The organism is Methylovorus glucosotrophus (genome assembly GCF_009858335.1).
GTDB classification, from domain to species: domain Bacteria; phylum Pseudomonadota; class Gammaproteobacteria; order Burkholderiales; family Methylophilaceae; genus Methylovorus; species Methylovorus glucosotrophus.
On the sequence record NZ_VMSE01000001.1, the window covers coordinates 496616 to 512611 of the forward strand.

Consider the following 15996-nt stretch of genomic DNA (forward strand, 5'->3'; position numbering starts at 1 on the left):
CATCCCCAGTAACCCGACCTCCAGTAACCCGACTTCTGAGCTGACATCCGGCGGCGCCACTCCGACCAAGGTGTTCCTGATTGATGACCATGCGCTGTTTCGCAAGGGCGTCGGCCAGATGATAGAAGCCGACCCGGCATTCCGGGTGGTGGGCGAGGCCGCTTCCGGGAGCGAAGGCTTGTTGCTGGCTCCACCTCTGCAGCCCGATGTGGTGCTGATCGACCTCAACATGAAGGGCCTGAATGGCATTGAAACCCTGCGCCGCTTCAAAACCGAAAGCAGTTTGCAGGCGCGCTTTGTGGTGCTGACGGTGTCGGATGCGGAGGATGATCTGCTGGAAGCCCTGCGCGCCGGGGCGGATGGCTATCTGCTGAAGGACATGGAGCCGGAAGACCTCTGTGCCAGCCTGAAAAAAGTGATTTCCGGCATGACGGTGATACAGGATAGCCTGACCGAAGTGCTGAAGCAGGCTTTGCTGGAACCGCGCACGCGCAAGGCGGATGATGACGTGGCGCTGACCGACCGCGAGCAGGAAATCCTGCAGTGTCTGGCCGATGGCCTCAACAACAAGACCATCGCGCGCAAGCTGGGCATTTCCGATACCACGGTCAAAGTGCATATCAAGCATCTGCTGAGCAAGCTCAAGCTCACCAGCCGGCTCGAAGCTGCCGTATGGGCCCATCGTAAAAAGTAAGCACCTGCTCTGCTGGCTGGCCTTGCCTGGCCTAGCGGCGGCTGACAAACAGCCGGGCAGAAATCAGGCAGATGAGACTAGCCAGACCGATGATGATGACGGCCAGCACATCGGCCCCGGCATATCCCCAGAAACTGTTCATGCGCAGTACTCCTCCATGGCAGTGCCATCCTTGCTTAACAAACCAGTGTCTTCCATGCGGGTGAGTCCAAACGGTGTCAGCTGGTAATAAAACGACAAGGCCTCGCGCGGCAGAATATCCCCTACGGTTTCGGTGATGAGTTGCGGTTCATTGCGCACCACCAGGCCAGCGGCGGATAACTCATCCAGCGCCACATGCAAGCTGTTGATCGCATAACGTCCCCGCAGACTGTAGGCGTTCAGGGTCAGTTCGATCAGCGCCTGATCGCGCATGCCACCCAGCTGATGCAGCCGTGTCAGCAAAAATCCTTTTATGTGCAGTTTCATGCGTGTTCTCCCGCTGGGTTGTCGCGTAACTGGGCCACGTCTTCAGCCGATTCGCCAAACATGACAAAGCTGCCCGCCACGGTGAGGATGAGCCCGACCAGGAAATACCACGGTGGCATCTGCAGGGTAAAGGCCGCAATAAACAGCAGGGCAAATACCGCGTAGAGGTTGCCTATGGCTTCGCCGCGGCCCACGCCGATCAGACTGAAGCTCTTGTAAAACGCGGTGTAGCAATAAGCATGGCAGGCCGAGGCCAACACTATCCACACCATGGCCTTGGGGTTTTGCACGGTAGTGAGCAGTAGCTCACCTATCGGCAGGCTGGTGAACAGCGCCAGTGCCGGCAGGATCAATATGCCCCAGAAAAGGATCTCGAAACTGAAGCGGCAATGAATGCCCACGTCCGGGTCGGTCACATCCATGGCGCGCGCTGCCACGGCACCTTCCATGCCCCATCCCAGTGCAGACATGATGCCGCCTAGATAGCCCAGCCAGGCGTGGCTGTTATCGCCACCCACCTCGCCAAACAGGCCAGGGCCATAAATCACCAGGCCACCCATCATGATGATCAGCATGCCCAGCGCGGCACGCGTGGAGATTTTTTCGCGGTACCACAGGCGCGCCACCACGGCGCCTATCACTGGGTAAAACAGCGAAGTAACCGCGGCAAATACCGGCCCCACATAGCCCATGGCCATATAGGAGCCGAAGATCGCCATCGGCCCGCCACAGAGCGACGCCAGCGCATACCATTTCGAGATACGCCGAAAGCGCACCATGGTGCGGGCGTAATCCCCCACCTTGCCCAGCACACCATTCCACAGCAGCAAAAACACAAACACCGCCAGCGCGTGCACCCAGGTCATCACTGCGGTGGCGGCCAGCCGCAATGATTGCTGATCCTGCGGGATATCGACATACGGCGCTTCATACCACAGCGCCGTGCCTGGCACATACCACGCGCCCCAAAGTATCGCCGTCCACAAGGCCCACATGAATCCCCAGCGCTGGTTGCGGCTGTAATGGCGTTGCAGCGTGGCTTGCAGTCTGGCGGCATAGGGCGGGGCGTGCATGAGGCGGATTCCTTAATAAGCAGTATTTGCAGGAGATGGTAATGGCCGGGCAGGGCGTCTTTCCATACTCCTGAGGGAGTAGGCCGCCGCCAGTTGAGACGCATGCTGCGCAGATGCCCCAAGTTGGACCGGAACCTGCTTCAGATCCCGCGTACCGCACCATTTTCTTGCTACTTCTTAGGTAGTAATCCGTAGTGAGAATTGTGAGGCGGGGGCGGCGGGTATTCAATGGTGCCCAATGCAGGACATGCCAGCATCGTGCGTGCTGCCCGTGGGCCTGCTGACTGCATGACTTTTCGATAAGGGGAATTAAATTGAACAGTAATCCGCCCGTAGACGCGATAGGCGCCGATTTATCCGGCGATGTCGTCGCCCAGAACTCTACCCTGCACCGCAAGATCGGCTGGCAGGGTGCGTTCTGGGTTGCCAGCGGTGTACCCGCACTGGTGCTTTTTTCCATAGGCGCCATTGCCGCCACCGTTGGCAAACCTTCCTGGATGGTATGGATGATCTCCATTGCCTTCGGTTTTATCCAGGCCTTTACCTATGCCGAAATTGCCGGCCTGTTTCCACACAAATCCGGCGGCGCTTCCGTTTATGGCGCCGTGGCCTGGGTGCGTTACAGCAAATTCATCGCCCCCGTGTCAGTCTGGTGTAACTGGTTTGCCTGGTCACCCGTGCTGGCGATTGGCTCCGGCCTCGCGGCGGGCTATATCCTGAGTGCGCTGTTTGCGCCGGATGCGGTGATCAATACCTGGCAGATTACGCTGCTTGATCTGAGCTTCATCAAGACAGACCTCGCCTTGCGCATCAACGCCACCTTCATCCTCGGCGCTGCCGTGCTGATGTCGGTATTTGCCGTGCAGCATGGCGGCATTCTGCGTTCCGCCCGCGTCACCATGATCCTGGGCATTACCGCGCTGATCCCCCTGATGCTGATTGGCCTCATCCCTATCCTCACTGGCGATGTACCTCAGGTGAATTTCTTCCCCATGGCACCACTGAGCTATGACGCTGCAGGTAATGTGGTCGATGGCGTGTGGGGCATCGAGGGCTGGAAACTGATGGCCGGTGGTCTCTTTATTGCCGCCTGGTCCACCTATGGTTTCGAAACCTCTGTCTGCTATACCCGGGAGTTCAAGAACCCCAAGACCGATACCTTCAAGGCTATTTTCTACTCCGGCTTGCTGTGTATTGCCGTGTTTACCCTGGTACCGATTGCCTTCCAGGCGCACCTGGGCCTGGGTCAACTGGTGACGCCTGCCGTGGTTGACGCTGCAGGCACTACCGTCACCCCTGCGGTTTACAGCGGCATGCTGGCCCCAGAAATCTACAGCGGCATGGGCGTTGCCAGTGCCTTGTCCGACATGGCTGGCGGCGGCAAGATCATCGGTAATGTCATGGTCATCATGCTGGTGCTGGCACTGCTGCTTTCCATCATGACCTCCATGGCCGGTTCTTCCCGCACGCTGTATCAGGCATCGGTGGATGGCTGGTTGCCCAAGTACCTGTCCAAGGTGAATGAGCACGGCGCGCCTACCCCTGCCATGTGGACCGACCTCTGCTTCAACCTGCTGCTGCTCCTGCTGTCCGACTATGTGTTCGTGCTGGCCGCATCGAATGTCGGCTACATCATCTTCAACTTCCTCAACCTTAACTCTGGCTGGATACATCGCCTGGACCGCCCCAACTGGATGCGCCCTTACAAGGCGCCGACCATTCTGCTGGCAGCCGGTGGCGTGCTGAGCTTCGTCAACCTGGCACTGATGGGCTTTGGTGCCGATATCTGGGGCGAAGGTACCCTGATGACAGGCCTGATCTTCGGCGCGCTGATCATCCCGGTCTTCATCTACCGTCACTATGTGCAAGACAAAGGCCAGTTCCCCAAGGCCATGCTTGAAGACATGCATATTGCCGATGAAGCCGGTGTCTCCAGCCGTGCCGGTATCCTGCCCTACGTCGCGCTGGTGGCGGGTGTGGTGGTGGTCTATGTGTTCCATCATCTCGGTTAGTATTCCGCGCTAGCCGGGCATGAGACGGGTCGCCGCAAGGCGGCCCGTTTTTTATTTAAACAGTTGATTATTAATGAAAGTTTATGCGGGTGATACTCCCTAGGTGGTAAGCCCTAAGGAGAATTGTGAGACCGCGCCTGCCCCTCGAAAATAGCTTCACAACAACGATTCACTTCGCCTATTTCGAGAGGACACTTCATGGCACGCGATCCCAAGCACGACATTCTGTTTGAGCCCATTCAGATTGGGCCGAAAATCCTGCGCAACCGCTTTTACCAGGTGCCGCACTGTATCGGCGCCGGTTCGGACAAGCCTGGCTTTCAGGCGGCGCACCGCTCCATGAAGGCCGAAGGCGGCTGGGGCGCGATGAATACCGAATACTGCTCCATCCACCCCGAGTCTGACGATACCCACCGCCTGTCCGCGCGTATATGGGATGAAGGCGATGTGCGCAACCTGCGCGCCATGACCGATGAAGTGCATAAATACGGCGCCCTGGCCGGTATCGAGATGTGGTACGGCGGCGCGCATGCGCCTTGCATGGAGTCCCGCGCCACGCCACGCGGCCCCAGCCAGTACGCTTCCGAGTTCGAGACCCTGACCTATTGCAAGGAAATGGACCTGAACGACATCGCCATGGTGCAGCAATACTATGTGGACGCTGCCTACCGCGCCCGCGATGCCGGGTTTGACATTGTGTATGTCTACGGCGCGCACTCCTACCTGCCGCTGCAGTTCCTGAATCCTTACTACAACAAGCGTACCGATGGCTATGGCGGCTCGCTGGAAAATCGCGCCCGCTTCTGGCTGGAAACGCTGGAAAAGGTACGCCGCGCCGTGGGCGATGACTGCGCGATTGCCACGCGCTTTGCTGTGGACACCGTGTATGGCCCTGGCCAGATCGAAGTTGAAGTGGATGGCATGAAGTTCATTGAGCTGGCCGATCCGCTGGTGGATTTGTGGGACGTGGATGTCGGTGACATTGCCGAGTGGGGCGAAGATGCAGGCCCGTCGCGCTTTTACCAGCAGGGGCATCAGGTGCCCTGGACCAAGTTTGTGAAGCAGGTTTCCAAGAAGCCGGTGCTGGGCGTGGGCCGTTATACCGATCCGGAAAAAATGACCGAGATCGTGACCAAGGGCTATGCCGACATCATTGGCGCCGCCCGTCCATCGATTGCCGACCCTTACCTGCCGAAGAAAATTGAAGAAGGCCGCTATGACGACATTCGCGTCTGCATCGGCTGCAACGTGTGTATCTCGCGCTGGGAAATCGGTGGCCCACCGATGATCTGCACCCAGAACGCAACGGCAGGTGAAGAATACCGCCGTGGCTGGCATCCGGAAAAATTCCGCAAGACCACCTCCAGCGATGCCGTTCTCGTGGTTGGGGCTGGCCCTTCCGGCTCGGAGTGCGCACGGGTGCTGATGGAAAGTGGCTACACCGTGCACCTGTACGACAGCGCTGAAAAAGTCGGCGGCCACCTGAATAGTGTCGCGACCTTGCCTGGCCTGGGTGAATGGAGCTACCACCGCGATTACCGCGAAACCCAGCTCAACAAGCTGGTGAAGAAAAACAAGGATTCCGTGATCGCCCTGGGCCAGAAACGCCTGAGCGCCGACGATATCCTGCAATACGGCGCCGACAAGGTGGTGATTGCCACTGGCTCCAGCTGGAATACCGATGGTACCAATTGCCTGACGCACGATGCCATCCCCGGCGCCGATGCTTCACGTGCTGATCAACTCACGCCTGAGCAGGTGATGGAAGGCAAAAAGGCCATCGGCAAGCGCGTGGTGATTCTGAATGCCGATACCTATTTCATGGCACCCAGCCTGGCCGAGAAGCTGGCCGTGGCAGGGCACGAGGTCACTATCGTATCGGGTGTGCATCTGGCGAATTACATGCACTTCACGCTGGAGTACCCAAACATGATGCGTCGCCTGCATGAGCTGGGTGTGGAAGAACTGGGCGACCACTTCTGCTCACGCATTGAGCCGGGTCGTCTCGAGATCTACAACATCTGGGGCGATGGTTCCAAGCGCACCTATCGCGGTCCGGGCGTGGCTCCGCGTGATGCCAACAAGACCCACCGCTGGCTGGAGTTTGATTCGCTGATTCTGGTCACCGGCCGTCATTCCGAGAATGCCCTGTTCAACGACCTGAAAGCCCGCGAAAGCGAGTGGGAGGCCAATGGCATCAAGGGTGTGTACCTGATTGGCGATGCCGAGGCTCCCCGCCTGATTGCCGACGCGACCTTTACCGGCCACCGCGTGGCACGCGAGATCGAAGAAGCCAATCCGCAATACCCCTTGCCTTACAAGCGCGAGGTGGCGGTGTGGGGCGCGCCGCACATGCCGGGCGGTCAGTTCAAGATCGAGTACAAGGTTTAGTCAAGGGATCACTTCACAGCCCAGTGCAGCAGCGGGAGGCAGGGCTTCCCGCTGGCTTGCAGGTCAGCCGCCCGGGCCTTGAAGAACCGAAAAGCAAAAGAGACAGTTCATGAGCGATACCACCCTGGTCACCCGCATTCTTTTTCAGGATTTTTCTTCCTGGAGCATCACCCTGTTTTACCTCCTGGGCTACACCGCCATCGGCATCTTTGCACACGGTGTGTACACCCAGGTGCGTAAATACCGGCGCGGCCGTCCGCTGGACATCGGCGCCTGGCGCCAGCGTGCCGTCAACATGGTGCAGGATATGCTCACGCACCGTACCCTGGTGCGGCGGGATCGCAAGGCAGGGCGCGCCCATGCGCTAATTTTCTTCGGCTTTGCCCTGCTGTTCATTGGCACGGCAACCATCACGCTTGAATATGACATTTTGCAGCCGCTGTTTGGCTGGCGCTTCTGGCATGGCGAGTTCTACCTGTGGTTTTCGCTGGTGCTGGATATTGCCGGCGCCGGCCTGATCGCCGGCGTGCTGTACATGATGTATCGCCGCCAGTGGCTGAAGCTGCCCAAGCTGGATTACGCGCGGCCGGATCGCAGCCCGCAAGATCCGGATTACGATCGCAGTGGCTATCGCCGTGAGGACTGGGCCTTTCTGTGGGCGCTGATCCTGATCGGCGTCACCGGCTTTGTGCTGGAAGCCACCCGTCTGGTCTGGCTGAGCGGTCAGCCCACGGTGTGGGACCTGCGCTTCTGGTCACCGGTCGGTGCTGTCATGGCGCATGCCATGCAATGGATGGGCTTGTCACCGGAAGGTGCCGGGCTGTTCCGCAGCGGCCTGTGGTGGTTTCACGGTCTGCTGGCGCTGACCTTTATTGCGCTCATTCCCTACAGCAAGATTAAGCATATTGTCACCGCGCCCACCTCGCTGATGCTGCGCGATCCTCTGGCGGGCCGCCGCCTGCCCAAGGTGCCGGAAGAGCAAGCCAGCGCGGGCTATCAGTACATCACCGATTTCAAGTGGAAAGAGCTGCTGCATCTGGATGCCTGCACCAAGTGCGGCCGCTGCCACGAGGCTTGCCCGGCCAATGCCGTGGGGGCGCCGCTATCCCCGCGTGATGTGATTCTGTCGCTGCGCGAGTTTGCCAACCAGAGCCTCAATGCCGCCACCCTGCCGGAAAAAGCCGAGCTGGATGTGCATGGCAAAGGCCCGGGGCAGGTGTTCATGGAGACTCTGTGGTCGTGCCGTACCTGCCTGGCCTGCGTGGAAATCTGCCCGGTGGCTGTGGAGCATGTGCCGATTATTGTGCAGATGCGCCGCAAGCTGGTGGAAGACGGCAACATGGAACCGCTGCTGGAGAAAACCCTGCAGACCATCCACAAGACCGGCAATTCGTTTGGCGAATCCAAACGCAAGCGCGCCGCCTGGACCAAGGAGCTGCCATTCACCATCAAGGATGCGCGCAAGGAAGCGGTGGACATGCTGTGGTTTGTCGGCGATTACGCCTCGTTTGATCCGCGCAACCAGAAAGTCACCCGTGCCTTTGCCCGGCTGATGCATCAGGCCGGTGTGGATTTTGGCCTGCTGTTTGAAGGTGAAATGAACGCGGGCAACGATGTGCGCCGCGTGGGCGAGGAGGGGCTGTATGAGTACCTCGCCACTGCCAACATCACCTCGATACGGGATTGCGAGTTCAAGTCCGTGGTCACCACCGACCCGCACTCCTACAACACCATTCGTAACGAATACCCGGACTTTGGTGGCGAATTCGAGATTCAGCATTACACCACCGTGGTGCGCGAGCTGTTGCTGCAAGGCCGATTGCGCCTTCGTAAACCCTTGGGCTACCGCGTGACCTTTCATGACCCTTGCCATCTGGGCCGCTACAACAAGGGCTTTGATGCACCGCGCGACATCCTGCAGATGCTGGGTTGCGAGCTGGTGGAGATGGGGCGCAATCGCGACAACTCCTTCTGCTGTGGGGCGGGTGGCGGCCGTATCTGGATACCGGATGCGCCGGGCACGGAAAAGCCCTCGCAGAACCGCATGCACGAAGCGGGCGCCATCGAAGGCCTGCAAGTGTTCGTGGTGTCCTGCCCCAAGGATCTCACCATGTTTGAAGATGCCCTGAAGACCTCGGGCTACGAGGGCAAGTTTGTGGTGCGTGAGCTGATTGAACTGATAGAAGAATGTGTGGAATACGATGAGTCCCCAGCGCTTTCTGTCGAAGTCTGAGTCACAGGTCCCCATGACCGCACAGGCGCTGGTGGCGCATGTGCTGGAGAGTGGTGATTTTTATGCGGCGGTGGCCGTGCATGGTATCGCCGATGCCAGGCAAAGGCAGCGGCTGGAGGAACGCTTGTTTGGCAGTCGCCGCGATGTGCTGATGCTGGCGCGCTGGGAGCATACGCCCGCCAATGTGCTGGATGCCCTGTCGCGGCTGGAGCATATGCCGCTGGCACGGCGCGTGGTCAAGCACCGCAATACCGGTGGCAGCACGCTCAAGCATCAGTTCAGCCAGTCGGACGACCCTGCGCTGACAGGTCTCCTCGCCCTGCATGCCAATACGCCTGCGCCCTTGCTGCTGCAGATTGCCATGGGCGATCACGATCAGGTGGTGTTGAAAGGGCTGGCGCGCAATCCCAGTGCGCAGCCTGAGGTATTGCGCCTGCTGGCGCAGCGTTTCCCCAGGCGTTTTGACAAGGAAATCGCCAGCCATGCGGCAGTGCCGGTGGACCTCCTGGCCACGCTCTACCACCGTGGTGACAAGTTTGTGCGGGCCGCTGTGCTGGCGCACAAGCATGTGCCGGAAGCCCTGCTGCTGCAAGCGGCCAAATCCACCGAAACCCTGATCTTGCGTGCCCTGGTCAAGCATCCGCAGTTGCCCGCTGCCCTGGTGGATACCCTGAGCCAGCACAAAGACAACGCCATACGTGCGGCCCTGGCGACGCGGGCAGATTTGCCTGTGCACCTGACTGCGCGCCTGGCGCTGGACGAAAGCGATAGCGTGCGCCGCGCGGTGGCCTGCCGCGCCGACCTTGCACCTACGCTCATGCAGATGCTGGCGGAAGACCACGACCCCTGGGTGCGGCAATGGCTGGGCCGTAACCCCATGGCGGGCAAGCATGTGTTGCAAAAGCTCGCGCTGGATATTCATGAAGATGTGCGCCGTGCCGTGGCGCGTAACCCGAATTGCCCCATCACCCTGCTGGAAAAACTGGCTTCTGACCATAGAAGCTGGGTGCGTGCAGCGGTGGCGTATCAGCCCAATGTCACTTCCTGCCTGATGGCGAGCCTGGCGCGCGATAGCGCGGTGGATGTGCTGTCCGGCGTGGCGGCTAATCCACACACGGCGCCCGCGCTGCTGAAGCGCCTGGTGTTCTCCGAGGAGCTGGACGTGCGGCGCGGTGTGATCCTGAATCCGGCAGCGGGCCCTGAGATTTTGCTGCCGCTGCTGCAAGACCCGTATTACCTGCATCGCGTGATGCTGGCGAGCAGCCCAAAGCTCAGCGACCAGGACAAATGGCAACTGCGGGACGACCCCGATGCACGGGTGCGTTTTGCCTTATTTCAATGGCTGGCCGCGCGCGCCTTGCGCCCGGTGGCCGACCGGTATTTCTACAGGAGGAAGGCATGAAAATAGTAGTGGCAGTAAAACAGGTGGCCGCGCTCGATGATGATTTCGAGATACGCGCCGATGGCCTGGATGTGGATGAGGATTTTCTGATGTATGACCTCAATGAGTGGGATGACTACTCGCTGGAAGAGGCCATGAAGATCAAGGAAGCCGCTGCCGAGGGCGCGGTGGAAGTGATTGCCGTCTCGGTGGGCCCGGAGCGTGTGGATGAAAGCCTGCGCAAGTGCCTGGCCAAGGGCGCTGATCGCGCCATCCGTGTGTGGGATGACGCCATGGAAGGCTCGGATGCCGTGACCATAGGCCGCATTCTGGCGGGCGTGGTGAAAAAGGAAGCGCCTGCCATGGTGTTTGCCGGGGTGCAGTCCTCAGACCAGGCCAATGCTGCCACTGGCATGGCGATCGCCGCCAGCCTCGATTGGCCGCATGCCGCGGTGGTGGCCGAGCTGGATTATCAGCCCGGTGCTGCCACGGCCCGCATCAAGCGCGAGCTGGAAGGCGGCATGCTGCAGGCGGTGGAGATTGATTGCCCGGCCGTGCTGACCTTGCAACTTGGCATCAACAAGCCACGCTATGCCTCGCTGCGGGGCATCAAGCAGGCCGCCGCCAAGCCGATTGAACACTGGAGCCTGGGTGACCTGGGGCTGGATGCTACGCAAGTAGGCGCCACCGCTGCGCTATCCCGCGTGCGCCGCATGGAAATTCCGGTCAAGGGTCGCGCCCAGATGATAGAAGGCACGATCGCCGAACAAGCTGCCAAGCTGATTGAAATCATCAAGGAATACAAGGGAGAAGCTGCATGAACACTATTCTTGTAGTAGCCGAACACCGGCGTGGCGAAGTGCGCCCGGTGACGCTGGAGCTGATCACCGCTGCCCAGCAACTGAAAACCGCGGCAGATGACCGTGTGCTGCTGGCGATTATTGGTCAAGAGGCGGAGTCGCTCGCCAGCCAGCTGCAATGGGCAGGTGTAGACGAAATCATTGCCTGCAAGACCAATAGTGCTGAGTTTGAACCTGAGCTGGCCGAACAGGCAGTGTCTGCGCTGATTGTCTCGCGCAAACCCATTGCCGTGCTGTTGCCGCACAGTGTGGATTCATTGGGCTACGCCACAGCGGTGGCGGTGAAGGGCGGTTATGGTTATGCCACCGATGTCTTCAAGCTCGCCTACGATGGCGGCGCGCTGGTTGCCACCCGTGGCGGCTATAACCAGAAGGTGAATGTCGAGGTGGATTTCCCCGGTCATGCCTGTGCGGTGATGACCATACGCGGCGGCGCCTTCAAGCCTGTAGAAACGGTAGCGGCTCCGCTGCTGACGGTGGATGACCGCAGTGAACTGAGCGCCCGCAGCCGTCCGCTGGAGTTCATTGAGCAGGGCGGTGGTGGCGATATCGACATCACCACGGTCGAGTTCATCATGTCCATCGGCCGTGGCATCGGCGAAGAAGCCAATGTGGAAGACTTCCGCGAGCTGGCGGATAACATCGACGCCACCCTGTGCTGCTCGCGGCCGATTGCCGATGCTGGCTGGCTGCCCAAGTCGCGCCAGGTCGGGCAGTCTGGCAAGGTGGTGAGTGCGTGCAAGCTGTATGTGGCGATGGGGATTTCCGGTTCCATCCAGCACATGGCAGGCATGAAGCATGTGAGCACCATTGTGGCGGTCAATACCGATCCCGGCGCGTCGATTTTCACCATTGCCAAGTACGGCATTGTGGCGGATATCTTCGAGATACAGGAGGAGCTGCAAGCCCAGCTTGCCTGAGTCCGCGTGTTTCCGCTTTCATCCTGATGTAAAGCGGCCGCCATACCAAACCGCCAGCCCTGGGGCTGGCGGTTTTTTTATTGTGGCATGCCTGAGCCAAGCACTTGATAATTCGCCCTAATCGCCCTATGTATGGGCTTGTGTTCGGGTATAATTACGTTTTTTATCATTTACGTTTATATATAGGATTCGTCATGCCTATTTACGATTATCAATGCACCAGTTGCGGATTCAAAAAAGAAGTCATGCGCAAGGTCAGTGAAGCGACCATGACCACTGCTTGCCCCGAGTGTGGCAAGGAAACCTTTGCCAAGCAGGTGTCGGCCCCCAGCTTTCAGTTGAATGGCACGGGCTGGTATGCCACTGACTTCAAGGGTGGGAGCAGCAAATCCGAAAAAAAGACTGAGGCGGCCGCTGCCGCCTGCAACCCCGGCTGTGCTTGCCACTAACCCCTAAATCAAGAATCCCTACATGAAGCGTTATTTTATTACCGGCCTTCTGGTGCTGGTGCCGCTGTTCATTACTGCCTGGGTGCTGGCGACCCTGATTGGCCTGATGGACCAGAGCCTGCTGCTGCTGCCGCTGGCCTGGCGCCCTGAAGCCCAGTTTGGCCGCAGCGTTCCAGGCATTGGCGCCATCCTGACCCTGCTGATTATTTTCGTCACGGGGCTGGTGGCGACCAACTTTTTCGGCAAGCAGCTGATCGCCCTCTGGGAAAACCTGCTGGGTCGTGTGCCGGTGGTAAAAAGCATCTACAACAGCGTCAAGCAGGTGTCTGACACGCTGTTTTCCGATTCCGGCAATGCCTTTCGCAAGGCACTGCTGGTGCAATACCCGCGTGAAGGCAGCTGGACCGTGGCTTTCCTCACTGGTCAGCCCGGCGGCGATGTCTCGAATCATCTCAAGGGCGATTACGTCAGCGTCTATGTGCCGACCACGCCCAACCCGACGTCCGGCTTCTTTCTGATGATGCCGCGCGAAGATGTGGTCGAGCTCGACATGAGTGTGGACGAAGCGCTCAAGTACATTATTTCCATGGGGGTGGTGGCACCTGCCGACAAATCCCCTATCATCACCAACCCGACAAAATAAGATATTCACTATGCGTACTCATTACTGCGGTCACCTGAACCGCGAACACATTGGCCAGACTGTTACCCTGTGCGGCTGGGCGCATCGCCGCCGTGACCATGGTGGCGTGATCTTCATCGACCTGCGCGACCGCGAAGGCATGGCCCAGATCGTGATCGACCCTGATACGCCGGAAGCTTTCAAGCTGGCCGAAACCGTACGCAGCGAGTTTGTGCTGAAGGTGGTGTGCAAGGTGCGCGCCCGTCCTGAAGGCACGGTGAATGCCAATATTCCTACTGGCGAAGTTGAAATGCTGGCGACCGAGATTGAAATTCTCAACCCATCGCTGACGCCACCGTTTATGCTGGACGACGACAACCTGAGCGAAATGGTGCGCCTGGAGCATCGCTATATCGACCTGCGTCGCCCCGCCATGCAGAAAAACATGATGCTGCGCTACCGCGTTGCCAAGACCCTGCGTGACCATCTGGACAGCAACGGCTTTATTGAAGTCGAAACGCCCATGCTGACGCGCTCCACCCCGGAAGGTGCCCGCGATTACCTGGTGCCATCCCGCGTGCATCACGGCCAGTTCTTCGCGCTGCCGCAATCGCCTCAGCTGTTCAAGCAATTGCTGATGGTGTCGGGCTTTGACCGCTACTTCCAGATCACCAAGTGTTTCCGCGACGAAGACTTGCGTGCGGACCGTCAGCCTGAATTCACCCAGGTCGATATCGAGACCTCCTTTCTTGGCGAAGAAGAGATCATGAACATCGTGGAAGACATGATCCGCAAGATGTTCAAGAGCGTGCAGGATATTGACCTGCCTGCGCAGTTCCCGCGCATGCCATTCTCCGAAGCCATGAACAAATACGGCTCCGACAAGCCCGACATGCGCGTGACGCTGGAAATCACCGAGCTGACAGACATCATGAAGGATGTGGACTTCAAGGTGTTCGCCGGTGCCGCCAATATGGTGGGTGGTCGCGTGGCCGCCATGCGCGTGCCAAACGGCGCCGCTATCAGCCGTTCCGAGATCGATGCCTACACCGAGTTCGTCAAGATCTACGGTGCCAAGGGTCTGGCTTACATCAAGATCAACGACATCACCAAGCTCAACGAAGAAGGCCTGCAAAGCCCCATCGTCAAGAACATCCACGTTAACGCGCTGCAAGCCATTATCGACCGCACCGGTGCGCAAAATGGCGACATCGTGTTCTTCGGTGCCGATAAGGCCAAGGTGGTGAACGAAGCCCTGGGCGCCCTGCGTACCAAGGTCGGCCACGAAAAAGGCCATGTCGATGGCCGTGCCTGGGCACCGCTGTGGGTGGTGGATTTCCCCATGTTCGAACACGACGAAGAAGCTGACCGCTGGGTCGCACTGCACCACCCATTCACCAGCCCCAAAGATGGTCACGAAGACCTGCTCACCACCAACCCCGGTGCCGCCTTGTCCAAAGCCTACGACATGGTGCTCAACGGCTGGGAAGTCGGTGGCGGTTCCGTGCGTATTCACAAGCAGGAAGTGCAGTCCAAGGTATTCGACGCCCTCAAGATCAGCAAAGAAGAAGCCCAGGAGAAATTCGGCTTCCTGCTCGACGCTCTGCAATACGGTGCACCTCCGCATGGCGGCCTGGCTTTCGGTCTCGACCGCCTGGTCACCCTGATGGCCGGTGCTGAATCCATCCGCGACGTGATTGCCTTCCCCAAGACCCAGCGCGCGCAATGTCTGATGACCAATGCGCCCAACGAAGTCGACGAGAAGCAGTTGCGCGAGTTGCATATCCGCGTGCGGCAACAGAACGCTGCAGCCTGATGTTGCGATTAGCAAAGGCCTGAGCGAGATTGATGTCAGCAGCAAAACCGGGCCGCAACGATCCTTGCGTTTGCGGCAGCGGTAAAAAATACAAACACTGCTAGGCTCAATCCATGGTGAACGAGAACCAGCTGCTGGATCAGGCCTTGCTCTTGCAACAGCGAGGGCAGTTCAAGGAGGCGGAAGCCGTTTTTCGCCAGCTGGTCGGCATGCGTTCGCGCAACCCGGCGGTGTATCTCAACTATGCCAATCTACATTATGTCTGCGGGCGCTTGCAGCAGGCGATTGCGATGTGCAAGCAGGCGCTGGCCATCCATCCTGATATTGCCGATGCGTATTACAACCTTGCGGTCTTCTATGTAGAGCAGAAGAAAATCAAAGAGGCGGTTGCCAGTCTGCAGGCGGCGATCAAGGCCAATCCGCAATATGCAGAGGCCTATTTTCTGCTGGGAGTGCAGCAAAAAGCATTGGATCAGTTAACCGAGGCTATCGCCAGTTTTCGCTATGTGATTGCGAGCAATCCGCAGGTATGGGAGGCGCATTTCAATCTCGCCAATACCCTGGCGCAAGCCGGGCAGTATGCGGCGGCGATTGAATCGTATGAGCGGGTGCTGGCGATGCAGGGTGATCACCTGGAGGCCAGGTTCAATCTCTCGAATGCCTTGCTGAATGCCGGCAAGACGGATGAAGCCATCCAGCGCTTGCAGGCGATTATTGCTGGGCATCCGGATTTTCATACAGCGTATATCAATCTGGGCAACGCCTATCTGGCAAAGCGTCAATATGCCGACGCTATCACAAGCTACCGTACGGCCTTGCAACACATCGCTGATAAACCGGAAATCCTGCTCAACCTGGGCACAGCCCTCAAGGGTAGCGGTGATATTGCGGGTGCCATTGAAACCTATGAGCGTCTGATCAAGGCGCACAAGAATTTCAAGGAAGCTTTTGATAACCTGGGCAACCTCTATTTATCGCAAGGCATGCATGCCAAGGGGCTGGAAACCATACGCAAGGGTTCCGGGTTTATACGATTCAGGCTGGGGAAGGGGTACGCCACGGTATAGGCGTGAATGA

General features: G+C 58.9%; 14 protein-coding genes. 12 read left to right on the forward strand and 2 right to left on the reverse strand.

What is annotated here, in order from left to right:
* The first annotated feature begins 40 nt into the window (after positions 1 to 40).
* Complete coding sequence (gene narL, locus FNL37_RS02230; protein WP_159356140.1) at positions 41 to 694, forward strand: two-component system response regulator NarL; 654 nt, start codon at positions 41 to 43, stop codon at positions 692 to 694.
* A gap of 138 nt (positions 695 to 832) precedes the next feature.
* Here the strand turns inward: narL and FNL37_RS02235 are convergent, their stop codons facing one another.
* Positions 833 to 1162 carry a hypothetical protein gene (locus FNL37_RS02235; RefSeq protein ID WP_013443172.1) on the reverse strand — a complete coding sequence of 110 codons (330 nt, stop codon included), beginning with the start codon at positions 1160 to 1162 and terminating at the stop codon, positions 833 to 835.
* Entirely contained in the window at positions 1159 to 2235 is a 1077-nt protein-coding gene (locus FNL37_RS02240) for a DMT family transporter (protein ID WP_159354985.1), read from the reverse strand. The genes FNL37_RS02235 and FNL37_RS02240 overlap by 4 nt, the downstream gene beginning before the upstream one ends.
* A 314-nt stretch (positions 2236 to 2549) precedes the next feature.
* Between FNL37_RS02240 and FNL37_RS02245 the strand changes: the two genes are divergently transcribed.
* From FNL37_RS02245 to FNL37_RS02295, 11 genes are all read left to right on the forward strand, one after another.
* Positions 2550 to 4247 carry an APC family permease gene (locus FNL37_RS02245; protein WP_013443170.1) on the forward strand — a complete coding sequence of 566 codons (1698 nt, stop codon included), beginning with the start codon at positions 2550 to 2552 and terminating at the stop codon, positions 4245 to 4247.
* 198 nt (positions 4248 to 4445) lie between these two features.
* On the forward strand, positions 4446 to 6638 hold the full coding sequence (locus FNL37_RS02250) for an oxidoreductase (protein ID WP_159354986.1): 2193 nt from the start codon (positions 4446 to 4448) through the stop codon (positions 6636 to 6638).
* Positions 6639 to 6747: 109 nt separating this feature from the next.
* The gene (locus tag FNL37_RS02255; protein WP_159354987.1) at positions 6748 to 8871 is read left to right on the forward strand and encodes a heterodisulfide reductase-related iron-sulfur binding cluster; all 2124 of its coding nucleotides are present in this window, start codon (positions 6748 to 6750) and stop codon (positions 8869 to 8871) included.
* Entirely contained in the window at positions 8840 to 10273 is a 1434-nt protein-coding gene (locus tag FNL37_RS02260; protein WP_159354988.1) for a hypothetical protein, read from the forward strand. The genes FNL37_RS02255 and FNL37_RS02260 overlap by 32 nt, the downstream gene beginning before the upstream one ends.
* Positions 10270 to 11073, forward strand: coding sequence for an electron transfer flavoprotein subunit beta/FixA family protein (locus FNL37_RS02265; protein ID WP_159354989.1), 804 nt, complete (start codon positions 10270 to 10272; stop codon positions 11071 to 11073). Before FNL37_RS02260 ends, FNL37_RS02265 begins: the two co-directional genes overlap by 4 nt.
* Positions 11070 to 12032, forward strand: coding sequence for an electron transfer flavoprotein subunit alpha/FixB family protein (locus FNL37_RS02270; RefSeq protein WP_159354990.1), 963 nt, complete (start codon positions 11070 to 11072; stop codon positions 12030 to 12032). The genes FNL37_RS02265 and FNL37_RS02270 overlap by 4 nt, the downstream gene beginning before the upstream one ends.
* A 194-nt stretch (positions 12033 to 12226) precedes the next feature.
* Positions 12227 to 12481 carry an FmdB family zinc ribbon protein gene (locus tag FNL37_RS02275; RefSeq protein WP_013443164.1) on the forward strand — a complete coding sequence of 85 codons (255 nt, stop codon included), beginning with the start codon at positions 12227 to 12229 and terminating at the stop codon, positions 12479 to 12481.
* 22 nt (positions 12482 to 12503) lie between these two features.
* Positions 12504 to 13124 (forward strand): DUF502 domain-containing protein, encoded by a 621-nt coding sequence (locus tag FNL37_RS02280; RefSeq protein WP_159354991.1) that lies wholly within the window; start codon positions 12504 to 12506, stop codon positions 13122 to 13124.
* A 10-nt stretch (positions 13125 to 13134) separates the two neighbouring features.
* A complete protein-coding gene (gene aspS, locus FNL37_RS02285) occupies positions 13135 to 14919 on the forward strand; it encodes an aspartate--tRNA ligase (protein WP_015830955.1) in 1785 nt (594 codons plus the stop codon).
* Between the two features lie 32 nt (positions 14920 to 14951).
* Positions 14952 to 15023 (forward strand): SEC-C metal-binding domain-containing protein, encoded by a 72-nt coding sequence (locus FNL37_RS14120; protein ID WP_083801086.1) that lies wholly within the window; start codon positions 14952 to 14954, stop codon positions 15021 to 15023.
* A 9-nt stretch (positions 15024 to 15032) separates the two neighbouring features.
* On the forward strand, positions 15033 to 15986 hold the full coding sequence (locus FNL37_RS02295; RefSeq protein ID WP_159354992.1) for a tetratricopeptide repeat protein: 954 nt from the start codon (positions 15033 to 15035) through the stop codon (positions 15984 to 15986).
* Positions 15987 to 15996: the final 10 nt, after the last annotated feature.